Raw genomic sequence first — 24,324 nt, 5'->3', positions numbered from 1 at the left:
GCTGGCTTTTCTCAACAACCACGTATTGTTTTGGTTCATCCATGAGTACTCAAAGCCGGCTGCTCGGTTACCGCAAAAAGCTCGCCATGCTGCTGGCCATCGTGTTCATCTTCCTGCTATGGCAGATCGCCGCCTGGTCCTTGCCGGATTTCCTGATGCCGGGCGTGCTGCCGGTGCTGGGGCGCTTGTGGCAAGAGGCGCAGACGCCTGAGTTCCGCACCGCCCTGTGGGGCAGCCTGACCCGCCTCGGGGGCGGCTATGCGGCGGCGATGCTGTTCGGCATCGGTTTCGGCCTGGTGGGCGCGGTGCTGTTCTTCTTCCGCGAAGTGCTGAAGTCGGCCATCATCATCCTGCAGTCTATTCCCTCGATTGCCTGGGTGCCGCTGTTCCTGATACTGATGGGCTTCGGCAACCTGCCGATCATGGTGGTGGTGGCGCTGGCGGCCTTTTTCCCGGCGGCGCTGAGCGTCATGAACGCCACCGAAAGCGTGCAGCAGGTGCACGTCTCGGCGGCGCGGGTAATGGGGGCGACGCGCTGGGACATGCTGAAGCGGGTGTACCTGCCTGCGGTCATGCCGGAGCTGATCACCGGCGCCCAGCTGGCCTTCGGCAATGCCTGGCGCGCGCTGATTTCGGCCGAGATGCTGATCGGTTTCGGCAAGGGCCTGGGGCGCACCCTGGCTTACGCCGGCGAGACTGCCGATATGGTCGGCGTCATGACCAACATCCTGGCGATTGCGATCCTGGCGGCGCTGATCGACCAGTTCATCCTGGAAAACCTGAAGCACCGCGTATTGCGCTACCAGTACGTCTGATGGCGCCTGGCTGATTTCCATGAAACCTCTGTCGCGCTTCTTGCCTCTTGCAGCTATCATCCTGTCGCTGGTCTGCGCCTTGCAAGGCAGCGCCGGCGCGGCCAGCTTGCAGCAGATCAGGCAGCGCGGCACATTGCTGGTCGGCGTCAGCCATGTCGCGCCGCCGTACGTCGCCGGCGCCAAATACCGCACGCAGGAAAGTTTCGACCAGACCGTGGCGGAAGACCTGGCCCAGCGGCTCGGCGTGCGCCTGAAGATGGTCGCTGTGACGGTGCAGAACCGCCGGCAGGCGCTGGCGCAAGGGCAGGTCGACCTGCTGCTGCTGAACCTGCCGGATGCCGAGGCCGCTGCTTTGCGCGCCAGCGCCAGCCTGCTGCCGACCGCCTATCAGGCCGGGCCCAAACTGATCATGCGCAGCGATACCGATATCAAGCGTCTGGCGCAACTCAAGGGGCGCAGCATTTGCCTGGCGCAAGGCAGTGTCTTTGTCGGCACGATGGCGGCCAATTACTCTGCGCGGGAAAAAATCTACCCGGCGCCTGCGGATGCCTTGCTGGCGCTCAGGACCGGCGCCTGCGACGCTGCGGTGCATGACGACGTCGTCCTCAACGACATGCTGGCGCTGCCCGAATGGAAAAAGTTTTCGGCCGGTTTGCCGCTCAAGGCGATGCCGGTGCGCCTGACCTTTGCGCTGCGGCCGGAGGATAGCGGGTTGGGTGCCTATCTGCAGCAGGTCAATCGGGAGTGGGGTAGCAGCTACTGGCCGGTGCAGCAAAAAAAATGGATCAACGACGTCGCCTTTGAAGTCTACCTGGACCAGAACGTCCCCGACTGCCACTGAATATCATTCAGCCGACGCGCCTGCACATGTCGCCGATTTATTTCCCAACGCCTTGGATAGCAACTAAAATCCAGGATAGATCGCATCTTTTTTCCATCGAATCTACGGAGAAGCCGTCGCATAAAAGAATTTAATGTGGCGGCGTCCCTGCTAGGATTCGATCTGCAAGAGCCGTCCCCGGACTCCCACGCCTAACGATGGGTGCCGTTATTAAAAAAACATTATATTAAAGACAGACGAAAGGAAAAGCCATGTACGCACGGACCAAATTGATGATGGTATTGGTGGCAGCATTCCCAGCGCTCGCAATGGCGCAGGAGACACAGGTAGTAAAAATCGGCTTTAGCAGCCCGCTGACCGGCCCTCAGGCATCGGCCGGCCGCGACAACCAAGGCGGTCTGGCCATGGCGATCGACAAGCTGAATAGCCAGGGCATGGTTATCGGCGGCAAGAAAATCAAGTTCGAAGCGCAGATGGAAGACGACCAGGCCGATCCGCGTGCCGGTGTCGCCGTAGCGCAAAAGCTGGTCGACATGGGCGTCAAGGCAGTCGTCGGTCCATATAATTCCGGCGTGACGATTCCTGCTTCACGTGTGTATAACGATGCCGGCATCGTCATGGGCACCGTGGCCTCCAATCCGAAAGTGACTCTGCAAGGCTTCCACTCTGTGTTCCGCGTGGCTGCCAGCGACAGCCAGCTGGGCGGTAAGATGGCGCTGTATGCGGCCAAGGAACTGAAGGTCAAGACAGTCTCGATCATCGACGACCGCACTGCCTACGGCCAGGGCCTGGCGGAAGAGTTCTCGAAGGTCGCCAAGGCGAACGGCATCAAGGTGCTGGGCAACGATTTCACCAACGACAAGGCGACTGATTTCACCGCTATCCTGACCTCCATCAAAGCCAAGAAGCCGGATGCGGTTTTCTTCGGCGGCTACTCGCCACAGGGCGGTCCTATGATGCGCCAGATGAAACAGCTGGGCGTGAGCGCCAAGTTCCTGGGCGGCGATGGCATCTGCGCGCCGGAAATGGGCCGTCTGGGCGGCGATGCGATTACCGACCAGGTGTACTGCACCCAGGGCGGCGCCATGCTGGACAAGCTGGCTTCCGGCAAGACTTTCGCGGCGGATTACCAGAAGCGTTACAACCGTCCTGCAGAAACCTATGCAGCCTCGTTCTACGACGGCATGATGCTGATCGCCCAGGCGATGAAAGACGCCAACTCGGTCGAGCCTAAGCAATACGCCGCGGCGCTGGAAAAGATCCACTACAAGGGTGTTGCCGGCGCGTATGAGTTCGACGCCAACCACGACCTCAAGCAGTCGCCTGTGACGGTGTACCGCTTCAAGGCTGGCGCACCGGAAGCGCTGACCAGCTACTAAGCACTACAGGGGCCGGCTGCGCTAAGCGTAGCCGGCCTTTTTTTCTGAGGCTGGCGCTTCACGTCGCCGGCCATGCAGTTCTTTCCTGCTTCTCCAAAAAATTCCCATGCTAAGTTATACACGCACCATCCATACGGTCGATGCGCATACCGGCGGCGAACCGCTGCGCATCGTGATTTCCGGCTTGCCGCCGGTGCCCGGCAAGACCATCCTGGAACGCCGCAGCTGGCTTAAGGCGCAACGCGACGATGTGCGCCAGTTCCTGATGAACGAGCCGCGCGGCCACGCCGACATGTATGGCGCCTACCTGCTGCCGCCAGTCACCGAGGCTGCGGATTTCGGCGTGATCTTCATCCATAACGAAGGTTATAGCGACATGTGCGGCCACGGCATCATCGCGCTGGGCAAGGTGCTGGTCGAGCTGAATCATGTCGAGCGCACGGCGCCGTTGACACGCATCGGCTTCGACACGCCGGCCGGCTTCATCGAAGCGCAGGTCGAGTGGGACGGCCAGCGCGCCGGCGCCGTCACCTTCCGCAACGTGCCGGCATTCATCTATCAGCGCGATGTCGAAGTCGAGACGCCGAGCTTCGGCAAGGTCAGCGGCGACATCGTGTTCGGCGGCGCCTTCTACTACTATATGAACGGCGACCAGGCCGGCGTCCGGATCAAGCCGGAGCAGGTGCGCCAGCTGATACAGTTGGGCGCGGAAACCAAGCAGGCGGTCAAGGACAAGATAAAAATCCAGCATCCGCTGGAGCCGGGCCTGGATACCCTGTACGGCACGATCATCGACGGCGCGCCGAATGATCCGGCGGCGGACCAGGCCAACGTCTGCATCTTTGCCGACCGCGAAGTGGACCGTTCGCCGACCGGCACCGGTACTTCCGGCCGCGCCGCGCAATTATTCCTGCGCCAGAAACTGGCGCTGAACCAGACGCTGGTGAATGAAAGCATCGTCGGCAGCTGCTTCCGCGTGCGCGTGACGGAAGCCGCCAAGGTGGGCGGCTTCGACGCCGCCATTACCGAAGTGACCGGCAATGCGCATATCATGGGCTTCAACCAGTGGGTGCTGGAAGACAGCGACCCGTTTCCGCAAGGTTTCTTCTTGCGCTGATCCCGTTTAAGGATGGACGACAGGCCAATGCAAATTTTTGATGCTGAACAGACTGCCGCAGCACTTCCTTATGCTGAACTGGTGCCGGCGCTGGTGAAGGTTGCCCAGCAGCTGCGCGAAGGCAGGATCAACGCGCCGGAACGCATGGTGGTGGAGATCGACAAGGCTAGCGTGCTGTTGTGCATGCCGGCGGTTGCCGCCGACATCGGCATGACCAAGCTGATCACGGTGCACGCCAACAATGCCCAGCATCACTTGCCGGCAATCCAGGGCGAGGTGGTGGTGTTCGACGCCGCCAGCGGGCGCCGCCTGGCGCTGCTGCATGGGCCTACCGTCACCGCGCGCCGTACGGCGGCGGTCAGCCTGCTCGGCATCGAGGCCCTGTTGCCGCGCAAGCCGCAGTCCGCGCTGCTGATCGGCACCGGTGTCCAGGCCATCGCCCATGCCGACGGCCTGGTCGATTATTTCGGCGTCAGCGAATTCTGGGTGTCAGCCCGCGACCTGGCCAAGACCCAGGCTTTTTGCGAGGTATTGCAGCGGCGTCATCCGCACATCAGGATTGCACCGCTGGCCGCAGCGGCACTGGCCGGCGAGCTGCCCCATAGCGACCTGGTGATTGCCCTGACCACCTCGCGTACGGCGGTGATTCCACCGCATATCGCGGCGGATACGCTGGCGATAGGCGTCGGCGCATTCAAGCCGGACATGGTGGAATTCCCGGCCGAGCTTCTGCATAGCCGCACCATCGTGGTCGACTGCCTGGCCGGCGCCAAGCATGAAGCCGGCGATCTGATACAGGCGCAGATCGACTGGAGCAAGGTGCGCGAATTGCCTGACGTGCTGGCGCATGGCTTCGTCCAGCAAGCGCAGCTGCCGGTGTATAAAACGGTAGGCCAGGCTGCCTGGGACCTGGCGGCGGCGCGGGTAGCGATCGCCTCTTTGTGATTTGTCCTGGTCTTATATAAAGCGCTGCAAGGCCGGCCAGCGCTTGCTCATGAGTTGGTCGGCGCCAAGGCGGCCGGCGCCGGCGCACCAGATCCAGAACAGTAGCAAGCCGTAGAGCACTTCCGGCAGGTAGAGGAACCAGTCGTACCAGTCAAGCGGGCCAAGGCCGGCGGGGATTTTGTGGATGCCGTCGGCAAACGTGGCGACGCCGACGATCGCCAGCAGGATCAGCGCACTCGGCCTCGTCAGCAAGCCCAGGCCGAGCAAGCCGCCGAACGCAAACTCAAGCATGGCGACGAACACTGCATTGAACTCCGGGAAGGGAATGCCGGCCTGCCGCATGGTCTCGAGCATGGCGGCCTGGTTGGCCGGCACGAACAGCTTGTTGTAGCCGGAAATCGAGAAAAACAGCCCGACGTTGATGCGTGCAAGCAGCAGCGGCAACCAGTGCAGCGACTGGCGTATCTGGGTGAGGCGGTCAATTACAACCATGCGTTTTCCGGTGACAAGACATTGATGACTGCGCATGCTGCCGCTGTCGATGAGCGATAGTAGACTGTCATCGGCTGCGATTAGTTGCAGGGAACCCGGCACAACACTAAGGAGATGAATTTGATTCGCGATGCAACAGCCGCCGATTGCATGAGCCTGACCGCCTTGTCGATACAAGTCTGGCTGCACACCTACGCTACGGATGGCGTCAGCGACGACCTTGCGCGCGAAGTGCTGTCCACGTTTACGCCCGCCTATTTCCACGACCTTATCGGCGATCCTGACTACCGTCTGTTCGTCGACGTCAACGAAGAAAATCTGCTGGGCTACATCCTGCTCGATCTGGATTCGCCCTGCGCGGCTGAAAATTACGGTGGCGTGGAGGTCGATACGCTTTATGTGCAGGAACACTTTCACGGCCGCGGCATCGGTCGCGCGCTGCTGGACCACGCTGTACGGGACGTCGGCGCGCGGCTGTGGCTGACGGCGTGGGCCGGCAATGCCCGGGCGCTGGGTTTCTACAAGACCTACGGCTTTGCCGACATCGGCATGACCTGGCACGAATTCGAAGAGCAGAAATACGAGAACCGCATCCTGGCGCTGCAAGCATCCTAGGCAGCCTCTCCAATGTCGGAATAGAGGGCCGTTAAGCGCCCATCCAGGGCAGGCCGGCCTTGCACCAGCCGTTGACGTTCTTGCGATGGCCGTTATTGTCCTTGTCGCCTTCGAAGCCTTCCAGGATATTGAAGCAGTTGCTGTAGCCATGTTCGGTCGCCAGCTTGGCCGCATGCTGCGAACGCACGCCGGAGCGGCACAGGAACAGCAGCGGCGTGCCTTTTTCCGCGATCTGCGCCAGCTGCGCCAGGAAGTCCGGATTTTGGACGCCGCCCGGATACTGCGACCATTGCACCGCTGCATGCTGCGCGTTCTGGATCGCGACGCGGCCGACCCAGTCGCGCTCGGCATTGGTGCGCACATCCACCAGGATCGCGGCGGGTTCCGCTTCCAGCAAGGCGAAAGCCTCGCGCGGCGTCACGGCGCCGGCATAGGGGAGATGGTCATTTTGGCCGCGCTGCCTGGCGGTGGTGAGGAGTTCGCTGCTGGTGGCCATGATGTTTCTCCTGAAATTACGGGTTTATCAAGTATGCGATTTGATTTCTGCTTTGATTTTTGTTAATTGCACCAAAATCGCGCAAAACAACAATTCATCGCAATGTTTGCACGAAAATAGTGCCATCGCGAGGCCTTGCACTGATATGGTGACTTGCTTTTATCGTAACGATGCAGCCAAGTGGCCTCAAAAACGATGAATCCGGCCTTCCGGACAAGCAAATGACAATACCGACTATGGGCCGTTCCGTGAAAGGATGGTGGCATGGATTCTGCTATCATCCTGCCTGAGTTCTGGTCGTACCGAGTTGCTGTCCGGTCAAAGTTTCTCACTACCTGTTCATGATGTTACTGCGACGCTGAGTTTGCGCGCAACAAATCCTGGACCGGTGCGCACAATTCACTAGCAATACTTTCATATTCCTTAGGAGATTCACATGGCAATGACGGCCGCAGAAGTCTTGAAAATGGCAAAAGACAACGAAGTCAAATTCGTTGATTTTCGCTTCGCTGACACCAAGGGTAAAGAGCAGCACGTAACTGTTCCAGTCTCCCATTTCGATATCGACAAGTTCGAATCGGGTCATGCATTCGACGGTTCTTCTATTGCTGGCTGGAAGGGTATTGAAGCTTCCGACATGTTGCTGATGCCGGATCCTAATACTGCGAACATCGATCCGTTCATGGAAGAAACCACATTGTTCATGCAATGTGACGTCATCGAGCCATCCGACGGCAAGGGTTACGACCGCGATCCGCGCTCGATCGCCAAGCGCGCCGAAGCCTACCTGAAATCGTCCGGCCTGGGCGACACCGCCTACTTCGGTCCAGAACCGGAATTCTTCATTTTCGACGACGTCCGCTGGGGCGCAGACATGTCGGGCTGCTTCGTCAAGATCGGTTCCGAAGAAGCATCGTGGAGCACCGGCGCCAAGCTCGAAGGCGGCAACACCGGCCACCGTCCAACCGTCAAGGGCGGCTACTTCCCAGTACCGCCGGTCGACAGCTTCCAGGACATGCGTTCGGAAATGTGCCTGATCCTGGAATCGCTGGGCATCCCGGTTGAAGTGCATCACCACGAAGTGGCCGGCGCCGGCCAGAACGAAATCGGCACCAAGTTCTCGACCCTGGTCGAGCGCGCCGACTGGACCCAGAACCTGAAGTACGTGGTCTGGAACGTGGCTCACACCTACGGCAAGACTGCCACTTTCATGCCTAAGCCTATCGTTGGCGACAACGGTTCCGGCATGCACGTGCATCAATCGGTCTGGAAAGACGGCAAGAACCTGTTCGCAGGCGACGGCTATGCCGGCCTGTCCGAATTCGCGCTGTTCTACATCGGCGGCATCATCAAGCACGCCAAGGCGCTCAACGCGATCACCAACCCAGGCACCAACTCGTACAAGCGTCTGGTTCCAGGCTACGAAGCACCGGTCAAGCTGGCTTACTCGGCGCGCAACCGTTCGGCTTCGATCCGTATCCCGCACGTGGCCAATCCAAAGGGCCGTCGTATCGAAACCCGTTTCCCGGATCCGCTGGCTAACCCATACCTGTGCTTCGCAGCATTGCTGATGGCAGGCCTGGACGGCGTGCAGAACAAGATCCATCCAGGCGAAGCAGCTTCGAAGGATCTGTACCATCTGCCGCCGGAAGAAGACAAACTGATCCCTACCGTTTGCGCTTCGCTGGAAGAAGCTCTGGAAGCGCTGGACAAGGATCGCGAGTTCCTGACCCGCGGCGGCGTATTCAGCGACAGCATGATCGATGCTTACCTGGACCTGAAGATGCAAGAAGTTCAACGCTTCCGCATGACGACGCACCCGATCGAATTCGACATGTACTATTCGGTGTAAGTCGATACGTAAATTCTGATGGCCGGCCTTGCGCACCGCAGGGCTGGCCGGCAAGATAAAAAGGACAGGAGCTTTCCTGTCCTTTTATTTTTCATGCGCTGGTTTTTTTCTGTCTGTCCGCTATAAGTAATAATATGTAGGATGGTTTGTCATTGGAAGTTTCTTGACATAAACTAGCGACTCCATTGAATTGCGAAGAATATCTATGAAGCGTCTCATGTTGCGTTTTTCCCCTGGATTCCTGTTGCTGGCCGCCGTCAGCATGCTTGGCGGTGTCGCTCATGCCCAAAGCGAAGTGTTTCTGTGCGTAGATCAGAACGGCGTCAAGGAATACAAGAATACCGGCGACACCAAGGGCTGCAAGCGCGTCAGCCTGCCGCCGCTGACGGTGACTTCATCCGGCGGCAGCAGCGGCAATAAGGCGCCGCGCGAAGGCGCCGCCAGCAAGCCGGCGGCATCGACCCCGAGCGATTTCCCGAAAGTGGACAACGGCACGCAAAAGGCGCGCGACAACGATCGCCGGCAGATCTTGCAGGATGAGTTGAAGAATGAGCAACAGCGCCTGGCGAATCTCAAGAAAGACTATAACGACGGCACACCGGAGCGCCAGGGCAACGAGAAGAACTACGCCAAGTACCAGGAGCGCGTGGCTTCGATGAAGGAAGACATTTCGCGCAGCGAGAAAAACATCGACGCGCTCAACCGGGAATTGACGAATCTCAAGTAGTTCCCAGGCATGGTATCAACCTTGCTTAATGCATAAGGCCGCAATCGCGGCCTTTATTTTTGCCTATCCGGTTTAAGATAAGGAAGAGCCGGATGCACCATATTATGGCAATCCGGCATATTACAGACCGACATCGCTTACAAAGCTTGTTATGCTCGGAAAATGCACCATTTCAATCACCACGATACTTCCCGTGACGGCGCTGCCTTGCTGCCTGTCGCCGACCGTGCCTGCTGCGGGCGGCGCCAGTCGCCATCAAGTCTTTTCATGAGGATATCCGGATGCCAATAAAACCCGCCGAACGGAACGTGCTGGCCAGCCTGGATCTGTTGGCTTCGGCCGTACTGGTGCTGGATCCGCAGGCGCGCCTGGTGTTTGCCAACGCCGCCGCGGAAAACATGCTGGAGAGTTCCTGCCGCTTGCTGAAGCAGCAAACCTTGTCCGACCTGTTCCTCAATCCCGAGCAGCTGCTGGCGATTTTCCAGCAGGCGCTGGAGCACCAGTTCGATGATTCTCGCCAAGACCTGATTCTGGAGCGGATGGGGCGCGAGCCGCTGTGGGTCGACACCATCGTCACTGCGCTCGACAATCCCGAGACGCCGGTGCTGATCGAGCTGCGCGAGAACGTGCAGCAGCTCAAGCTGGAGCGCGAAGAGCGCCTGATCGACCAGAGCCAGGTCAACAAGGAGCTGGTGCGCAACCTGGCGCATGAAATCAAGAATCCGCTGGGCGGCATCCGCGGCGCGGCGCAGCTGCTGGAGCTGGAATTGCCGGAGCGCCACGTCAAGGAGCTGCGCGAGTACACCCAGGTCATCATCAAGGAAGCGGACCGCCTGCAGACCCTGGTGGACCGCCTGCTGGCGCCGCACCGGCTGGCGCAGATCGTCGGCGATGTCGACATCCATGAAGTGTGCGAACGGGTGCGCAGCCTGATCGTCGCCGAGTTTCCCAGCGGACTTGCCATCAAGCGCGATTACGACCTGTCGATCCCCGAATTCCGCGGCGACAAGGAACAGCTGATACAAGCCATCCTGAATATCGCCCACAACGCCGCGCAAGCCTTGAGCGAACGCATCAAGGCCGGCGACGCCGAGCTGGTTTTCCAGAGCAGGGTAGTGCGCCAGGTGACGCTGGCCAAGGTCCGTTACCGGCTGGCACTAGACTTGCATATCATCGACAATGGACCCGGCATTCCGGCCGAGATCCAGGAACGCATTTTCTATCCGCTGGTATCGGGACGCGATGGCGGCAGCGGCTTGGGCTTGACGCTGGCGCAGACCTTTGTGCAGCAGCACATGGGCGTCATCGAATGCGAAAGTCGGCCGGGATGCACGGATTTCAGAATTCTTATACCACTGCCTTGAAGCCTGTTCCTATTGCCATGATGGCGAGAACGAGCGGCTTGTATCCGGTAAGTGTTTAGCGTGGCATATAGAGAAAAAATCATGAAACCAATCTGGATTGTTGACGACGACGAATCGATACGATGGGTGCTGGAAAAAGCGCTGGCCCGCGAGAATCTGACGACCAAGAGTTTTTCCAATGCGCGCGACGCCATTGAAGCGCTGCAAACCAATACGCCGCAAGTGCTGGTGTCCGATATCCGCATGCCGGGCGCCTCCGGCCTTGAATTGCTGCAAACCGTCAAAGCCAAGTTTCCCGGCGTGCCGGTCATCATCATCACCGCATTTTCCGATCTCGATTCCGCCGTGGCGGCATTCCAGGGCGGCGCCTTTGAATACCTGGCCAAGCCGTTCGACGTCGACAAGGCCGTCGAGCTGATACGCCGCGCGCTTGAGGAGAGCCTGCGCGAAGCGAATGTCGAGCAGGCTTCGTCCGAGACGCCGGAAATCCTCGGCCAGGCGCCTGCCATGCAAGACGTGTTCCGCGCCATCGGCCGCTTGTCGCAATCGAATGTGACGGTGCTGATCACCGGCGAATCAGGCACAGGCAAGGAACTGGTGGCGCGCGCGTTGCACAAGCATAGCCCGCGCGCCTCGCAGCCGTTCATTGCGCTCAACACTGCGGCGATTCCGAAAGACTTGCTGGAGTCGGAGCTGTTCGGCCATGAGCGCGGCGCCTTCACCGGCGCCCAGGCATCGCGCCGCGGACGCTTTGAGCAAGCCGAAGGCGGCACTTTGTTCCTCGATGAAATCGGCGACATGCCATTCGATCTGCAGACGCGCTTGCTGCGGGTGCTGTCCGACGGCCATTTCTACCGCGTGGGCGGCCATCAGTCGCTGAAAGCCAATGTCCGCGTCATCGCCGCCACCCACCAGAACCTGGAAACACGGGTGCGCGAAGGCTTGTTCCGCGAAGACTTGTACCATCGCCTGAATGTGATCCGCCTGCGCCTGCCGAGCTTGCGCGAGCGGCGCGAAGACATTCCCATCCTGACCCGCTACTTCCTCGGCCAGAGCGCCAAGCAGCTGGGCGTGGAAAGCAAGCGCGTCTCTGACAATGCCATGCGTTTCATGAGCAGCCTGGAATTGCCGGGCAATGTGCGCCAGCTGGAAAACCTGTGCAACTGGATCACCGTCATGGCGCCCGGCCAGACGGTCGAGATCAAGGACTTGCCGCAGGACCTGGTGAGCGGCCGCGAACAGGGCACGCAGCTGGAAAGCCCGGCCCATCGGCCGGTAGCGTTCGATCCGCATTTTTCAGCCGCGACCTCGGGCAGCGGCGCCGCGCTTGCGCCTTATGCCGAGACAGCGCCAGCGGCGGTTCCGGCGCAGGGCGCCAGCGAAAGGCAGAGCTGGATCAGCTTGCTGGAAACCGAAGCCGCAAGCATGCTGAGCAATGGCGATGCAGATGTGATGGATGTGCTGGGCCGGCAGTTCGAATCGGCCTTGATCAAGATCGCCCTGCGCCATACCCATGGCCGCAAGAACGATGCCGCGGTGCGCCTGGGCATAGGCCGCAACACCATCACGCGCAAGATCCAGGAGCTGGGGATCGCGGGTGCGAAGGACGATTGAGGATAGGGATGCGCGCTGGCGTGCGGTGATTTTTACTTCACTATATGCAGTGCGCGTTTCAGCTCCCGCAGCGCGGCAAGAGGATAAAGGTGCGATGTGCCGACGATGGACGAGGCGGCAATTTTTCCTTGCTTGCAGTAGCGGCGAAATGTCGCGATCGACACACCCAGGTATTCCGCCGCTTCATCCGCAGTGAATTCGCTTCCCTGCAAATGCCCGAACAGTTCGGCATGGCTCAGATTGTCGCCGCTGGAGAAGGCTCGCCTGGCAATCAGCGAGAAGAATTTTTCCCGTTCATGCGAGGGCATTTGCTGCAAGCTGATGAAAAGTGTTTCAGCTGTCAGTGTCATTTGTACCATCCGTTCGCTCTTAAATAAGCTTTGAGATCATCGTAGAAATTTTCGTGCGTGCCCAGCTTGTAAAAATCGATGGATAGAAAATCAGGGGACCGGTGTTCAGCCTTGCTCTCCGTTTTTTGAGCTCGAATCCGATAGGCCATAAGATACTCCTGTGTCTTATGTTTGAATTTATGAACATAAATCCCCGTCAAGTCGCCGGTCTTGGCTTCGCCGATATCCGGCCTGGCGCTCACCTTTAGCGCCTCATCTTCGATCACTGCCTGGAAGGGCCTGTGTTGTTTCTTCACAAAGGCGGAAAAAGGTTTCTTGTAGTTCGGCAGATAGGGCATGGGTATGTCTCATCTTTGTCAATTATGATATAGATCGCTATCAATCGCAAGTCTCAGGCAGGCGTGGGGATACCGTTCTATGTTAAAGAGTGCGGAGATGCGCAGAATTAAGGAAATTCGCAAGCAGGAAGCAGGAAGCCGGAAGCGCTGAAATGAGATAGTGGCTTCTGCTTTAGTTGGGGCCACAAGGCAGCGCAGCTGATCCTTATGTATTGCGCCGCGGCGGCGAGATCGCTGCACTTCCGACTGGCGGGCCTATCATCGAGCAACGCATCGGTAACAAGATTATTCGTCCATCCACGAATCATGCGGGTCCAGAAGCTTTAAAATTTGTCCCGATTGGCAAACGCAAATTCTGTCTGTGGTCAGAACGACAATGCAGGCATGTGAGCGAGCCAACGGGTGGCGGCGTCGCCGTTTCTGCGATGTTGCCTATGCTTACTTATTGCCTGACGGCAGGGACCACATGATTGCTCGTAACTACCTGAATTACCGTATTGCCTCCGCCTTGACGCTCACTGCCTTGCTGGCCGCCTGCGGCTCCAGCGTGCCGCTGGCCGAAACCAAGCCGGAACCGGCCTTGCCGAACCTGCTCAAGCTGGAGCCGGCGCCGGCCGCGAACCTGCTGACCGGCAATTTCTACTGCGAGCTGGGCAACCGGGTCGATCTCGCTAGCGCCGCCGCCGACGGCAGCGTCAAGCTGAGCTGGAAGGGCCGCAGCTATTCGATGAGCACGGTCAGCACCACCACCGGCGCGGTGCGCCTGGAAGACCAGGCCAGCGGCCTGGTATGGATACAGATCCCGGCCAAGTCGATGCTGCTCAACTCCAAGCTCGGCCAGCAGCTGGCGAACGAGTGCAAGCTGCGCTGATTGCCTGAACGGGTAAGGCGTTCGAGTTGAGAGTACAAATAGAAGCATTGCGGTTCCTGGTTTTCCGTGTTGATTTTGACCTCAAGGAAAATAATGTCGGCTCCCATCTCCAACGTCCGCCCGAAATACGACAAGGTGCTGGTCGACATCGTCGACTACGTGAGCAAATACAAGATCACTTCCAAAGTGGCGTACGACACCGCGCGCAACTGCCTGATCGATACCCTGGGCTGCGGCCTGGAAGCCTTGGAATATCCGGCTTGCAAGAAGCTGATGGGGCCGATCGTCCCGGGCACGGTGGTGCCTAACGGCGCCAAGGTGCCAGGCACGCAGTTCCAGCTCGATCCGGTCCAGGCCGCCTTCAATATCGGCGCGATGATCCGCTGGCTGGATTTCAACGACACCTGGCTGGCAGCCGAATGGGGGCATCCGTCGGATAACTTGGGCGGCATCCTGGCGACTGCCGACTGGCTGTCGCGCAACGCCATCGCCGCCGGCAAGAAGCCGCTGAAGATGAAAGACGTGCTGACCGCGATGATCAAGGCGCATGAAATCCAGGGCTGCATCGCGCTGGAGAATTCCTTCAACAGGGTCGGCCTCGACCATGTGGTGCTGGTCAAGGTAGCCTCGACTGCGGTGGTAGCCGAAATGATGGGCCTGACCCGCGCAGAAATCCTCAATGCGGTATCGCTGGCCTGGGTCGATGGCCAGTCGCTGCGCACCTACCGTCACGCGCCGAATACCGGTTCGCGCAAATCCTGGGCGGCTGGCGATGCGACCTCGCGCGCGGTACGCCTGGCGCTGATCGCCAAGAGCGGCGAAATGGGCTATCCATCGGTGCTGAGCGCCAAGACCTGGGGCTTCTACGATGTGCTGTTCAAAGGCCAGCCATTCAAGTTCCAGCGCAAATACGCATCGTATGTGATGGAAAACGTGCTGTTCAAGATTTCCTATCCGGCCGAATTCCATGCGCAAACCGCGGTGGAGGCGGCCATGACCCTGCACGCGGCGCTGGTCAAGGCCGGCAAGCCGGTGGACGACATCAAGAAGATCACGATCCGCACCCACGAAGCCTGCATCCGCATCATCGACAAGAAGGGGCCGCTCGACAATCCGGCCGACCGCGATCACTGCATCCAGTACATGGTGGCGCTGCCGCTGATTTTCGGCCGACTGACTGCCGCCGACTATGAAGACCAGGTCGCCGCCGACAAGCGCATCGATGTCCTGCGCGGCAAGATCGTTTGCGTCGAAGACCCGGCCTTTACCAAGGATTATCACGATCCCGAGAAACGTTCCATCGCCAACGCGCTGACGCTGGAATGGAAGGACGGCAAGAAGCTGAAGGAAGTCGTGGTCGAATATCCGATCGGCCACGCACGCCGCCGCAAGGAGGGCATTCCGCTGCTGGAAGCCAAGTTCAAGGTCAACCTGGCGCGCCAGCTGCCGCTCAAGCAGCGGCAGAAGATCCTGGCAGTCTCGCTGGACCAGAAGAAGCTGGAAGACATGGCGGTCAACGAGTATGTCGACCTGTATGTGATTTGAAAATAGCGCCCTGTCACGACGTGGGGCAATTGCATTTGCACTTGTTTGCACTTATTTGTACGAGGACGCCCGCAGAGGCGTAGGTTGGGCGCCAGTGCCAACGCATCATTCGGCAATGCACGGGCAAGGTTTGCCTACCCTGCAATTTTTTTAAGAAAAATGAGGAGACAGCATGAGTTTCGCCACCTTTTACCAGCGCTCGATCGATGAGCCGTCAGCGTTCTGGGCCGAGCAGGCGCGCCGGATCGACTGGCACCACCCATTCTCGCAAGTGCTTGACGACAGCCGGCCGCCGTTTGCCAGATGGTTTGCCGGCGGCACCACCAACCTGTGCCATAACGCAGTCGACCGCTGGGTAGCGACGCGCGGCGAGCAGCCGGCGCTGATAGCAATTTCTACCGAGACCAATGCGGAGAAGACATACTCCTTCCGCGAACTGCATGCGGAAGTCAACCGTACCGCGGCCATCATGCAGTCGCTCGGCGTCGGCCGCGGCGACCGCGTGCTGATCTACATGCCGATGATCGCCGAGGCAAGCTTCGCCATGCTGGCTTGCGCCCGCATTGGCGCCATCCATTCGGTGGTGTTCGGCGGCTTTGCCTCGCACAGCCTGGCGAGCCGCATCGACGACGCCACGCCGAAGCTGATCGTCTCTGCCGACGCCGGTTCACGCGGCGGCAAGGTGCTGCCATACAAGGGGCTGCTGGACGAGGCCATCAAGCTGGCCAAGCACAAGCCGGCGCACGTCCTGCTGGTCGACCGCGGCCTGGCTGCGATGGAAACGGTGGCAGGCCGCGACGTCGATTACGCCGGGCAGCGCCAGTTGCATATGGACGCCAAGGTACCGGTGACCTGGCTGGAATCCAACGAGGCGTCCTATATCCTGTACACCTCCGGCACCACCGGCAAGCCCAAGGGCGTGCAGCGCGATGTCGGCGGTTATGCGGTGGCGCTGGCGACGTCGATGGATACCATCTTTTGCAGCAAGGGCGGCGGCACGTTTTTCTGCACCTCCGACATTGGCTGGGTGGTCGGCCATTCCTATATCGTCTACGGCCCCTTGATCGCGGGCATGGCGACGATTTTGTACGAGGGTCTGCCGATCCGGCCCGACGCCGGCATCTGGTGGAGCATCGTCGAGAAATACAAGGTTACGCGCATGTTCTCGGCGCCGACAGCGATCCGGGTATTGAAAAAGCAGCCGCCCGAGCTGATGAAGAAATACGACCTGTCGTCCCTGCAGGCGCTCTACCTGGCCGGCGAGCCGCTGGATGAAAGTACCTCCAGCTGGATTTCCGGCGCGCTGGGCGTGCCGGTGATCGACAACTACTGGCAGACCGAGTCCGGCTGGCCGATCATGACCATCGCCAAGAATATCGAAAACAAGGCGAGCAAGCTGGGCAGTCCCGGCCTGCCGATGTACGGCTACAAGGTGCGGCTGCTGAACGAATCCACCGGCGCGCTGTGCGGCGCCAACGAGAAGGGCGTGGTGGTGATCGAATGGCCGCTGCCGCCGGGATGCCTGCAAACCATCTACGGCGACGACCAGCGCTGCGTCGCCACTTATTGGGCGACGCAGATGCCCGACAGCGGCCGCCCGGCCTACTCGACCTTCGACTGGGGCATACGCGACGAGGATGGCTATTACTTCATTCTCGGCCGCACCGACGACGTCATCAATGTCGCCGGCCACCGGCTCGGCACGCGCGAAATAGAAGAGAGCATTTCCAGCCATCCGAATGTGTCGGAGGTGGCGGTGGTCGGCGTCGAGGACAAGCTGAAGGGGCAGGTGGCGGTGGCTTTCGTGATTCCCAAGGTGACCGAAAGCAGCGCCGAGGGACGGGCCAGGCTGGAGGCGGAGATCATGCGCGTGGTGGACCAGCGGCTTGGCAGCGTGGGCCGGCCGGCACGCGTCTATGTGGTCGGCCTGTTGCCGAAAACCCGCTCCGGCAAGCTGCTGCGCCGTTCCATACAGGCGCTCTGCGAAGGGCGCGATCCCGGCGACCTGACCACGATCGAGGACCCCGCTTCGCTGCAGCAGATCAAGGATGCCTTGCTTGGCTGAGGGTATCGGGACAATGCCATGGCGCGCATTTGAGCAATGTGGCGCCGGCGATGCAGGTTTGCGCGGTATGATGAGGGATTAGCTCTTGTAACCTGCTTTCATATCCATCCCAGCCATGACGCACATCATTCGCCCGGCCACCGTCGCCGATGCAGCAGCTATTTGCCATATCTATAATCCCTACATCCTCGACACCGTCATCAGCTTTGAAACCGAGCCGGTGACGGCTGAGCAGATGCGCCAGCGCATCCTCGACATCACAGCCAACCTGCCCTGGCTGGTGTGCGTCGAAGGTGATGAAATCCTGGGCTACGCTTACGCCACCAAATGGCGCGCGCGCGCAGCTTACCAGCATGCGGTGGAAAGCTCGGTATACCTGTCGCCGCTGGCTGCCGGCAAGGGGCTGGGGAGTGCGCTGTACCGCGCACTGATCGCGGAACTGGAAAAACTGCCGGTGCATACGGTGATCGGCGGCATCGCCTTGCCTAACGGCGCCAGCGTCGGCCTGCATGAAAAGATGGGCTACGTCAAAGTCGCGCATTTTGCCCAGGTCGGCAAGAAATTCGACCGCTGGATCGATGTCGGCTATTGGCAACGGGTATTGCGATGAAACGGGAGCCAGCGCCGCCGCTGCCGATTGTTGACGGCGTGGCGCCCAGCTATCTGTGGCTGCCGGTGGAAACCTGGCCGAACCTGCTGGCGTTCCTGGAGCAGCGCTTTCCGGCAATTTCCGCTGCGACCTGGATAGAGCGCATGGCGCGCGGCGAAGTGGTCGACGGCAAGGGCGCGCGGCTGGCGCCGGACAGCCCCTACCGCCGCGGCAGCTGCATTTTCTATTATCGCGAGCTGGACGCCGAGACGCCGATTCCGTTTGAAGAAACCATCTTGTATCAGGACGAGCGGATACTGGTGGCCGACAAGCCGCACTTCCTGCCGGTGATCCCGACCGGGCGCTTCCTGCACGAGACCCTGCTGGTGCGCCTGAAAAAGAAAACCGGCCTGGCGCAGCTGACGCCGATCCACCGGCTCGACCGCGAAACCGCCGGCGTCGTGATCTTTTCCCACGACCTCGCCAGCCGCGGCGCCTACCAGTCGCTGTTCCAGCAGCGGCTGGTCGATAAGACTTATGAGGCGCTGGCGCCGACCCGGCCGGAGCTGGCCTTGCCGCTGGTGTATCGTAGCCGCATGGTGGATGGCACGCCGTTTTTCCGCATGCAGGAAGAGGCCGGAGAGCCTAATTCGGAAACCCGCATCGAGCTGATCGAAGAACGGCAAGGCTGCAGCCTGTACCGCCTGCAGCCGCTGACCGGCAAGAAGCACCAACTGCGTGTACATTTGGCGGCATTGGGGATACCGATCATCAACGACACCTTTTATCCGGATGTCTATCCCTGCAAGGGCGACGACTGGTCGGCGCCGCTGAAACTGCTGGCGCGGGAGATTGCTTTCACCGATCCCCTGGACGGCCGCCGGCGCCATTTCGCCAGCCGGCGCCAGCTTTGACACTACACTAGGAATTTATCAGCAGATGAGCAATATCAGGAGAACGCAATGAGATCCACCCGAGCCACGGCGGCGGTCGAACGTCTCAATGCCCGCAGCACCGAGGTACGCTATTCGATGGTGCGCACCGCGGAAGAGTTGTTTTACCTGACGCAGAACGCCGGCTTTGACGCGCCCGTCAAGCTTAGCGATGCGCTGGAGCTGGATGACTTCGTACGCTTCGTCAACGCCTACGGTCCGCAAAAGCCCAAGCGCATCAGCAAGCTGGACGTGGCTTTTGAAAAGCAGCTGAAGAAAAAAGAGTAGCAGCGCCATGAACGTTCAACCGTCCAGTGCGGGCAAAGTGCACGCGATCCTGGTGCATGGCATGGGCCGCACGCCGGTCTCCATGCTGTTGCTCTCCAGGCGCTTGCGGGCGGCCGGCATCACCACCCATCTGTTCGGTTATTCAGCTGCCTTCGAACGCTGGCAGCCTTGCCTGCAGCGCCTGCGCAAATTCATCGCGAGCCGTGCCGGCGACGAACGTTTCATCATGGTCGGCCACTCGCTGGGCTGTGTCCTGACGCGCGGCGTATTGCCGCTGCTGGATCGCGCGCCGGAAATGGCCTTCCTGCTGGCGCCGCCGACCCGCGCCTCCAGCTATGCAATCAAGTTGTCGCGCTGGCGCCTGTTCCGTTTGATTACCGGTGAGATGGGGCAGCTGCTAGCCAGCCAGGATTTCATGGACAGCCTGCCGATGCCATCTATTCCGTTGCACGTATACGCCGGCATCAAAGGACCGCGCGGCAGCTGGACGCCGTTCGGCGACGAGCCCAACGACGGCATCCTGTCGGTCGGCGAAGTGCAGCTGGGAACGCTGCCGCTGCATCTGCTGCCGACCATACACACCGTCATCATGAATTCACGCCAGGTGGCCCGCGATATCGTGGCCACCGTCAAGTCTTCGTAAATCCTCGCTGCCGCGCCTTAGCGGGCCGGCGCCGGAATGCCCGGAATCAGGTCGCCGCCGGTCTGATGGCCCTTGATCCGCAGCACCAGTATCGCCGCGATGATGCAGGCTGCGCCCATCAGCATCGACGACAAGGTATAGCTGCCAAGGCTGTTGCGCAGCGAACCCGCCAGCATGGTAGCGCTGGCAGCGCCCAGCTGATGGCCGGCGACAATCCAGCCGAACACGATAGGGGCCGCCAGCCGGCCGAAGACGTCGTTGGCCAGGCGCACGGTCGGCGGCACAGTGGCGATCCAGTCCAGGCCGTAGAACAGCGCGAAGACCGGCAAGCCGAAATAGCTGAGGCCGAAGGCATGCGGCAGGAAAATCAGGGCGACGCCGCGCAATCCGTAATACCAGAACAGCAGCACGCGCGGATTGTAGCGGTCCGACAGCCAGCCCGACATGGTGGTGCCGACCAGGTCCAGCATGCCCATCGCGGCCAGGATGCTGGCGCCGCCCACCGCGGTGATGCCATAGTCGCCGCACATGGCGATGAAATGCGAACCGATGTAGCCGTTGGTGCTCATGCCGCAAATGAAGAAGCTGAAAAACAGCAGCCAGAAGTCGCGGATCTTGACTGCCTTGCCGAGGGCGCCAAAGGCGATTGTCAGCGGATTCTTCCCCTTGCTGACGGCTTCCGGCGGCAAGTCCTCATACTGGCCGTAACGCCTCATGCCGATATCCTGCGGGCGCTCAGGCAGGAAGATCGCCACCAGCGGAATCGCCAGGGCCGCCACGCTGGCTACCAGGATCGCCACCGAACGCCAGCCGAAATGCTCGACCATGTAAGCCATCAGGGGCAGGAAAACCATCTGTCCGGTGGCGGAGCTGGCGGTCAGCAGGCCCATCGCCAGCCCGCGCCGGGTCTCGAACCAGCGGCTGACGATGGTCGCCGCCAGCGTGTTGGCGGCGACGCCGCTGCCGGCGCCGACCAGGATGCCCCAGGCCAGCACCATATGCCAAGGCATCGTCATGAACGTGCTGGCGAAGGTGCCCGCCGCCAGCAGCGCCAGCGCACCCAGCACGATAGGGCGGATGCCGTAGCGCTGCATGGCGGCTGCCGAGAACGGCCCGATCAAGCCATACAGCGCGATATTGACTGAGATGACGAAGGAAATGGTGGTGACGGTCCAGCCGAATTCGTGTTCCAGCGGCAGTATCATCACCGACGGCGTTGCGCGGATGCCGGCGGCGGAAAGCAGAACCAGGAAGATGATGCCGACGACTATCCACACGTAGCTGAAACGAAGGCGCGCCATGATGGCTTGGATGGTGTTGTTCATGGGATGGAGTGCTCGTGTTGTTCGAACTTGAGGTTGGCGTTGTCGACCAGATTCATCAAGGCATGATGCGTCTCGTCGCCCAGGATTGCATTGATTTCGTTTTGCGCCTTGCGCCAGTTGGGCATGGATGCCTGCCACTTTTGGCGGCCGGCGGCAGTCAGGCTGACGCCGAAGGAGCGCTTGTCGGTCAGCATCTCCAGCGGCAGGTCGACGGTCGCTATCCAGCCGAGCGCGATCAAGGGCTTGAGCGTGCGGCTCATGGTGCTGCGGTCCATGCCCATGCTGCCGGCCAGCGGGATGGCGCCGATCGGCCCATATTTGCCTATCCTGGCCAGCAAAGAATACTGGCTGATGGTCAGTTCATCCGCCGCCAGATAGTGATCGTAGATATTGGTCATCTTGCGCGTGAGCTGTCGCAAGGTAGAGCAGCTGCATTGGTTTAGCATGTTTCACCTGTTTATAATGTATATGCATCGATGCATATGCATGATATTGCTGAGGCAAACGCTTGTCAACAAGCTTGTTGCAATTTGAGCGCAGGATATTTGATGGGAAGTGCGGCCGTGGGGGAGTCCTGATTTCAACCGGGTAATTATGCCTAGACCTGGCAGCCGGGAAGTAAGGGATATGGGCCGGCAGCAGCGAGTTGCACGCTTGAGCGGCGCGCCGAATGATTTATGCGGCAAGGCTCTTGCAGGGCCGCCCAGCTCTGAGGTCGCCGATCCGTCAATGCACGCGTTTGCAGGCGGTGCCAGATCTTCATCTCATCCTGAGGCGGAGAAATGCGTACAGGGCGCTGCTTCCTTCGCGCCCTGTACGCACATTAAGTTACTTCATCTTTCTGGAGTGCACCTCGGCAAACTGGGAGAAACCCAGGTCGCTGCGAGATTTGGACCATACTGTGAGCGTTACCATTGCAATAAATCCGGTCACGATCAGGGCAGGGTAAGCGGCCAGCAATTGCACTATCGAATATTTCCAGGCCAGTGGGCGGCCGACACCCAGCATTGCAGCGTAAAACCAGGACACGGCTGACACCGCTCCGGCGAAAATTGCCAGCATGCGTTGATTGAAGGCCATTTGCAGCAGCGAACCCGCCTTTTCCATCGCCGGCATCACCGCGCTGTGGAGAACGAAGCCGTTAAGCGTCAACAGTGCCACGATGGTTAATTTGGCCTGCATTTTTGGATTGGCAAAATACGCAGCAAATCCTTTGACTGAGACGTCAAGCCAAACGATTGCAATTCCGGTGATCCATAATGCAACGAGTGCCAGAGTAACCGTCTTTTTAAGGGAGTTCAGTTGCTCGGTTTCTTGCTTTTCCGCAGTACCGCCGTTGATAAGCTGCTTGACCATGGCGATGTCGCTGGTAAGAACAAGGCCGATTGCTACGCAGCAGGCGATAAGATGAAGATATACGATACTCAGGCGAAATAATTCCATTGGGAATCCTTATTTAAATCATGAACATAATAATAAAATGAGAACTGCCTTTTTATTTTACGAATTCTTACAAATTAAGAGACGGCATTTTTTGATTTCTCGTGGAGGAGCAACAATTAATATTGCAAAGTTAAAACTATTGCGAATAGTTGTTAATTCCGTCAAATGGGAATTGAGGCATTCGATCTCCTTTTAATTTAATAGTGAAATGCCCGGCTGACACGTTTATTCACTAGGGGATTCATCAAAAATCTGAGCGTTGAAATATATAGGCTCAAGGACAAAATTGCCGGCACGAAATGAAGATAAACACGTGTCGAGAATTTTTGAAGAGTATACCGTGATTTAGTTCAAATTAATTTAAATTAATAATTTAATAACTTTAGTTAATGGAAACTATTATTGCTGAATTATTATACGATATTTAAATATTTTCAATTTCATGTGAGTAATTTATTTCTTATTCTTGTTAATTACTATTTATCATATTTCAAGTTAAAGGTATTAATTATCGATTTGTATTTATTTAAATTCATCTCCAGTTTATGTATTGGGTATTAAGAATATCAAAGGCGTTGTTGCATAAGTAATCGCCGCCGCGATACCCTTTCCTCGGGCAAATTTAAGGTGAGGGGACGGTCGTCGCCGTACTTAAGTGGGTAGGTGATTCAAGTCGGCCGGGCGGACTTTAATAAGGCATACCCCGGCCGGCTAGCGGGTGCGGTAACATTGCTGCCTGTCACGCCGGGTAGTCATACCTGGATCAACTGGGTGGCCAGAGATCTGAAATCCGCCGGATACTCTCCGAAACCCGCGCCAAATAAGGATGTGTAGTAATGAAAAAGATCGCAACGTGGAACGTCAACTCCCTCAAGGTACGCCTGCCGCAAGTGTTGCAGTGGCTGGCCGACAACCCGGTCGACATCCTGGCCCTGCAGGAAACCAAGCTGACCGACGATAAATTTCCCGCGGCGGAAATCGAAGCTGCCGGCTACCACGTGGTGTTCAGCGGCCAGAAGACTTATAACGGCGTTGCGATTTTGTCACGTCACCCGATCGCCGACGTGGTCAAGAACAATCCGCTGTACGAAGACCTGCAGCAGCGGATCATTGCCGCCACTATCGAGGGCATACGGGTGGTGTGCGCCTATATCCCCAACGGTCAGGCGCCCGACACGGAAAAATACCAGTACAAGCTGCAATGGCTGGACGCCTTGCATGACTGGCTGCAGAGCGAGCGCCAGCAGCATGCCAAGCTGGTGCTCTTGGGCGATTACAATATCGCGCCGGAAGACCGCGACGTCCACGATCCGGCGGCATGGGTGGGGCAGAACCTGGTGTCGCCGCCCGAGCGGGCGGCGTTTGCGCGCTTGCAGGCGCTTGAGCTGACCGATGCTTTCCGCATGTTCGAGCAGCCGGAAAAACTGTTCAGCTGGTGGGACTACCGGCAGATGGGATTCCGCCTCAATCGCGGCATGCGGATCGACCATATCCTGCTGTCGCCGCCGCTGGCGGCGCAATGCACCGCATGCGTGATCGACAAGGCGCCGCGCAAATGGGAGCAGCCTTCGGATCATGCGCCGGTGATCGCTACGCTAGGCTGATTCGACGGCTGTAGAAATAAAAACGGGGTGTTGGCAGTCATGCCAACACCCCGTTTTCCATGCTATTTACTTAC

25 protein-coding genes are annotated in these 24,324 nt (G+C 59.2%); 18 read left to right on the top strand and 7 right to left on the bottom strand.

The window, feature by feature from the left end; all coding sequences use genetic code 11:
- Nucleotides 1-41 precede the first annotated feature (41 nt).
- The 5 genes from KHU30_RS14875 to KHU30_RS14855 all read left to right on the top strand — a co-directional run bounded on the left by KHU30_RS14875 (nt 42) and on the right by KHU30_RS14855 (nt 5,097).
- Nucleotides 42-815: an ABC transporter permease gene (locus tag KHU30_RS14875; RefSeq protein WP_211443413.1), complete on the top strand. Its 774-nt coding sequence runs from the start codon at nt 42-44 to the stop codon at nt 813-815.
- Nucleotides 816-834: 19 nt separating this feature from the next.
- Complete coding sequence (locus KHU30_RS14870) at nt 835-1,656, top strand: PhnD/SsuA/transferrin family substrate-binding protein (RefSeq protein ID WP_211443412.1); 822 nt, start codon at nt 835-837, stop codon at nt 1,654-1,656.
- A 251-nt stretch (nt 1,657-1,907) separates the two neighbouring features.
- Nucleotides 1,908-3,035: a branched-chain amino acid ABC transporter substrate-binding protein gene (locus KHU30_RS14865; protein ID WP_211443411.1), complete on the top strand. Its 1,128-nt coding sequence runs from the start codon at nt 1,908-1,910 to the stop codon at nt 3,033-3,035.
- A gap of 106 nt (nt 3,036-3,141) precedes the next feature.
- On the top strand, nt 3,142-4,152 hold the full coding sequence (gene lhpH / locus KHU30_RS14860; RefSeq protein ID WP_211443410.1) for a trans-3-hydroxy-L-proline dehydratase: 1,011 nt from the start codon (nt 3,142-3,144) through the stop codon (nt 4,150-4,152).
- A gap of 27 nt (nt 4,153-4,179) precedes the next feature.
- Nucleotides 4,180-5,097, top strand: coding sequence for a delta(1)-pyrroline-2-carboxylate reductase family protein (locus tag KHU30_RS14855; protein ID WP_211443409.1), 918 nt, complete (start codon nt 4,180-4,182; stop codon nt 5,095-5,097).
- Nucleotides 5,098-5,109: 12 nt separating this feature from the next.
- Here KHU30_RS14855 and KHU30_RS14850 read toward each other — a convergent pair whose 3' ends face one another.
- Nucleotides 5,110-5,589 (bottom strand): DoxX family protein, encoded by a 480-nt coding sequence (locus KHU30_RS14850; protein WP_211443408.1) that lies wholly within the window; start codon nt 5,587-5,589, stop codon nt 5,110-5,112.
- Between the two features lie 114 nt (nt 5,590-5,703).
- Here KHU30_RS14850 and KHU30_RS14845 point away from each other — a divergent pair, with 114 nt between their 5' ends.
- Complete coding sequence (locus tag KHU30_RS14845; protein ID WP_211443407.1) at nt 5,704-6,204, top strand: GNAT family N-acetyltransferase; 501 nt, start codon at nt 5,704-5,706, stop codon at nt 6,202-6,204.
- A 31-nt stretch (nt 6,205-6,235) separates the two neighbouring features.
- Here the strand turns inward: KHU30_RS14845 and KHU30_RS14840 are convergent, their stop codons facing one another.
- On the bottom strand, nt 6,236-6,700 hold the full coding sequence (locus KHU30_RS14840; protein WP_211443406.1) for a rhodanese-like domain-containing protein: 465 nt from the start codon (nt 6,698-6,700) through the stop codon (nt 6,236-6,238).
- A gap of 436 nt (nt 6,701-7,136) precedes the next feature.
- Between KHU30_RS14840 and glnA the strand changes: the two genes are divergently transcribed.
- The 4 genes from glnA to ntrC all read left to right on the top strand — a co-directional run bounded on the left by glnA (nt 7,137) and on the right by ntrC (nt 12,257).
- A complete protein-coding gene (glnA, locus tag KHU30_RS14835) occupies nt 7,137-8,552 on the top strand; it encodes a type I glutamate--ammonia ligase (protein ID WP_211443405.1) in 1,416 nt (471 codons plus the stop codon).
- 217 nt (nt 8,553-8,769) lie between these two features.
- Entirely contained in the window at nt 8,770-9,279 is a 510-nt protein-coding gene (locus KHU30_RS14830) for a DUF4124 domain-containing protein (RefSeq protein WP_211443404.1), read from the top strand.
- Nucleotides 9,280-9,560: 281 nt separating this feature from the next.
- Nucleotides 9,561-10,643 (top strand): nitrogen regulation protein NR(II), encoded by a 1,083-nt coding sequence (gene glnL, locus KHU30_RS14825; protein ID WP_211443403.1) that lies wholly within the window; start codon nt 9,561-9,563, stop codon nt 10,641-10,643.
- An 81-nt stretch (nt 10,644-10,724) separates the two neighbouring features.
- Nucleotides 10,725-12,257, top strand: a complete 1,533-nt coding sequence (gene ntrC / locus KHU30_RS14820; RefSeq protein ID WP_211443402.1) for a nitrogen regulation protein NR(I) — start codon at nt 10,725-10,727, stop codon at nt 12,255-12,257.
- A gap of 32 nt (nt 12,258-12,289) precedes the next feature.
- On the opposite strand, the gene KHU30_RS14815 is transcribed toward ntrC, so the two are convergent.
- The gene (locus KHU30_RS14815; protein ID WP_211443401.1) at nt 12,290-12,607 is read right to left on the bottom strand and encodes a helix-turn-helix domain-containing protein; all 318 of its coding nucleotides are present in this window, start codon (nt 12,605-12,607) and stop codon (nt 12,290-12,292) included.
- Nucleotides 12,604-12,945 carry a type II toxin-antitoxin system RelE/ParE family toxin gene (locus KHU30_RS14810; protein ID WP_211443400.1) on the bottom strand — a complete coding sequence of 114 codons (342 nt, stop codon included), beginning with the start codon at nt 12,943-12,945 and terminating at the stop codon, nt 12,604-12,606. Before KHU30_RS14810 ends, KHU30_RS14815 begins: the two co-directional genes overlap by 4 nt.
- A gap of 466 nt (nt 12,946-13,411) precedes the next feature.
- On the opposite strand from KHU30_RS14810, the gene KHU30_RS14805 reads away from it, so the two are divergent.
- The 7 genes from KHU30_RS14805 (at nt 13,412) to KHU30_RS14775 (ending at nt 19,878) form a co-directional block, all read left to right on the top strand.
- Nucleotides 13,412-13,816 carry a hypothetical protein gene (locus KHU30_RS14805; RefSeq protein WP_211443399.1) on the top strand — a complete coding sequence of 135 codons (405 nt, stop codon included), beginning with the start codon at nt 13,412-13,414 and terminating at the stop codon, nt 13,814-13,816.
- Nucleotides 13,817-13,909: 93 nt separating this feature from the next.
- Complete coding sequence (locus KHU30_RS14800) at nt 13,910-15,361, top strand: bifunctional 2-methylcitrate dehydratase/aconitate hydratase (protein WP_211443398.1); 1,452 nt, start codon at nt 13,910-13,912, stop codon at nt 15,359-15,361.
- Between the two features lie 172 nt (nt 15,362-15,533).
- Complete coding sequence (locus KHU30_RS14795) at nt 15,534-17,426, top strand: propionate--CoA ligase (protein WP_211443397.1); 1,893 nt, start codon at nt 15,534-15,536, stop codon at nt 17,424-17,426.
- Between the two features lie 115 nt (nt 17,427-17,541).
- Nucleotides 17,542-18,036 (top strand): arsinothricin resistance N-acetyltransferase ArsN1 family B, encoded by a 495-nt coding sequence (locus KHU30_RS14790; protein ID WP_211443396.1) that lies wholly within the window; start codon nt 17,542-17,544, stop codon nt 18,034-18,036.
- Nucleotides 18,033-18,929: an RluA family pseudouridine synthase gene (locus KHU30_RS14785; protein ID WP_211443395.1), complete on the top strand. Its 897-nt coding sequence runs from the start codon at nt 18,033-18,035 to the stop codon at nt 18,927-18,929. Before KHU30_RS14790 ends, KHU30_RS14785 begins: the two co-directional genes overlap by 4 nt.
- A 48-nt stretch (nt 18,930-18,977) precedes the next feature.
- Nucleotides 18,978-19,235 (top strand): hypothetical protein, encoded by a 258-nt coding sequence (locus KHU30_RS14780; protein WP_211443394.1) that lies wholly within the window; start codon nt 18,978-18,980, stop codon nt 19,233-19,235.
- Between the two features lie 7 nt (nt 19,236-19,242).
- Nucleotides 19,243-19,878, top strand: a complete 636-nt coding sequence (locus KHU30_RS14775) for an esterase/lipase family protein (RefSeq protein WP_211443393.1) — start codon at nt 19,243-19,245, stop codon at nt 19,876-19,878.
- 17 nt (nt 19,879-19,895) lie between these two features.
- On the opposite strand, the gene KHU30_RS14770 is transcribed toward KHU30_RS14775, so the two are convergent.
- The 3 genes from KHU30_RS14770 to KHU30_RS14760 form a co-directional block, all read right to left on the bottom strand.
- Nucleotides 19,896-21,203 carry an MFS transporter gene (locus tag KHU30_RS14770; RefSeq protein ID WP_211443392.1) on the bottom strand — a complete coding sequence of 436 codons (1,308 nt, stop codon included), beginning with the start codon at nt 21,201-21,203 and terminating at the stop codon, nt 19,896-19,898.
- On the bottom strand, nt 21,200-21,649 hold the full coding sequence (locus tag KHU30_RS14765) for a MarR family winged helix-turn-helix transcriptional regulator (RefSeq protein ID WP_211443391.1): 450 nt from the start codon (nt 21,647-21,649) through the stop codon (nt 21,200-21,202). Before KHU30_RS14765 ends, KHU30_RS14770 begins: the two co-directional genes overlap by 4 nt.
- A 382-nt stretch (nt 21,650-22,031) precedes the next feature.
- Nucleotides 22,032-22,646, bottom strand: coding sequence for a hypothetical protein (locus tag KHU30_RS14760; protein ID WP_211443390.1), 615 nt, complete (start codon nt 22,644-22,646; stop codon nt 22,032-22,034).
- A gap of 836 nt (nt 22,647-23,482) precedes the next feature.
- Here KHU30_RS14760 and xth point away from each other — a divergent pair.
- Nucleotides 23,483-24,250, top strand: a complete 768-nt coding sequence (gene xth, locus KHU30_RS14755) for an exodeoxyribonuclease III (protein ID WP_211443389.1) — start codon at nt 23,483-23,485, stop codon at nt 24,248-24,250.
- Nucleotides 24,251-24,324 lie beyond the last annotated feature (74 nt).

This window comes from Collimonas humicola (genome assembly GCF_018304945.1).
Taxonomy (GTDB): domain Bacteria; phylum Pseudomonadota; class Gammaproteobacteria; order Burkholderiales; family Burkholderiaceae_D; genus Collimonas; species Collimonas humicola.
This window is presented reverse-complemented; position numbering and strand designations above follow the sequence as displayed.

Excerpts from the sequence above, each read along its gene's own strand:
- KHU30_RS14845 (WP_211443407.1), top strand. The coding sequence starts at position 5,704 with ATGAATTTGATTCGCGATGCAACAGCCGCCGATTGCATGAGCCTGACC.
- KHU30_RS14800 (WP_211443398.1), top strand. The coding sequence starts at position 13,910 with ATGTCGGCTCCCATCTCCAACGTCCGCCCGAAATACGACAAGGTGCTG.
- KHU30_RS14810 (WP_211443400.1), bottom strand. The coding sequence starts at position 12,945 with ATGCCCTATCTGCCGAACTACAAGAAACCTTTTTCCGCCTTTGTGAAG.
- KHU30_RS14785 (WP_211443395.1), top strand. The coding sequence starts at position 18,033 with ATGAAACGGGAGCCAGCGCCGCCGCTGCCGATTGTTGACGGCGTGGCG.
- xth (WP_211443389.1), top strand. The coding sequence starts at position 23,483 with ATGAAAAAGATCGCAACGTGGAACGTCAACTCCCTCAAGGTACGCCTG.
- KHU30_RS14790 (WP_211443396.1), top strand. The coding sequence starts at position 17,542 with ATGACGCACATCATTCGCCCGGCCACCGTCGCCGATGCAGCAGCTATT.
- lhpH (WP_211443410.1), top strand. The coding sequence starts at position 3,142 with ATGCTAAGTTATACACGCACCATCCATACGGTCGATGCGCATACCGGC.
- KHU30_RS14840 (WP_211443406.1), bottom strand. The coding sequence starts at position 6,700 with ATGGCCACCAGCAGCGAACTCCTCACCACCGCCAGGCAGCGCGGCCAA.
- KHU30_RS14830 (WP_211443404.1), top strand. The coding sequence starts at position 8,770 with ATGTTGCGTTTTTCCCCTGGATTCCTGTTGCTGGCCGCCGTCAGCATG.
- KHU30_RS14765 (WP_211443391.1), bottom strand. The coding sequence starts at position 21,649 with ATGCTAAACCAATGCAGCTGCTCTACCTTGCGACAGCTCACGCGCAAG.
- KHU30_RS14805 (WP_211443399.1), top strand. The coding sequence starts at position 13,412 with ATGATTGCTCGTAACTACCTGAATTACCGTATTGCCTCCGCCTTGACG.
- KHU30_RS14850 (WP_211443408.1), bottom strand. The coding sequence starts at position 5,589 with ATGGTTGTAATTGACCGCCTCACCCAGATACGCCAGTCGCTGCACTGG.
- KHU30_RS14760 (WP_211443390.1), bottom strand. The coding sequence starts at position 22,646 with ATGGAATTATTTCGCCTGAGTATCGTATATCTTCATCTTATCGCCTGC.
- KHU30_RS14875 (WP_211443413.1), top strand. The coding sequence starts at position 42 with ATGAGTACTCAAAGCCGGCTGCTCGGTTACCGCAAAAAGCTCGCCATG.
- KHU30_RS14795 (WP_211443397.1), top strand. The coding sequence starts at position 15,534 with ATGAGTTTCGCCACCTTTTACCAGCGCTCGATCGATGAGCCGTCAGCG.
- KHU30_RS14775 (WP_211443393.1), top strand. The coding sequence starts at position 19,243 with ATGAACGTTCAACCGTCCAGTGCGGGCAAAGTGCACGCGATCCTGGTG.
- glnA (WP_211443405.1), top strand. The coding sequence starts at position 7,137 with ATGGCAATGACGGCCGCAGAAGTCTTGAAAATGGCAAAAGACAACGAA.
- glnL (WP_211443403.1), top strand. The coding sequence starts at position 9,561 with ATGCCAATAAAACCCGCCGAACGGAACGTGCTGGCCAGCCTGGATCTG.
- KHU30_RS14815 (WP_211443401.1), bottom strand. The coding sequence starts at position 12,607 with ATGACACTGACAGCTGAAACACTTTTCATCAGCTTGCAGCAAATGCCC.
- KHU30_RS14780 (WP_211443394.1), top strand. The coding sequence starts at position 18,978 with ATGAGATCCACCCGAGCCACGGCGGCGGTCGAACGTCTCAATGCCCGC.
- KHU30_RS14865 (WP_211443411.1), top strand. The coding sequence starts at position 1,908 with ATGTACGCACGGACCAAATTGATGATGGTATTGGTGGCAGCATTCCCA.
- KHU30_RS14855 (WP_211443409.1), top strand. The coding sequence starts at position 4,180 with ATGCAAATTTTTGATGCTGAACAGACTGCCGCAGCACTTCCTTATGCT.
- KHU30_RS14870 (WP_211443412.1), top strand. The coding sequence starts at position 835 with ATGAAACCTCTGTCGCGCTTCTTGCCTCTTGCAGCTATCATCCTGTCG.
- KHU30_RS14770 (WP_211443392.1), bottom strand. The coding sequence starts at position 21,203 with ATGAACAACACCATCCAAGCCATCATGGCGCGCCTTCGTTTCAGCTAC.
- ntrC (WP_211443402.1), top strand. The coding sequence starts at position 10,725 with ATGAAACCAATCTGGATTGTTGACGACGACGAATCGATACGATGGGTG.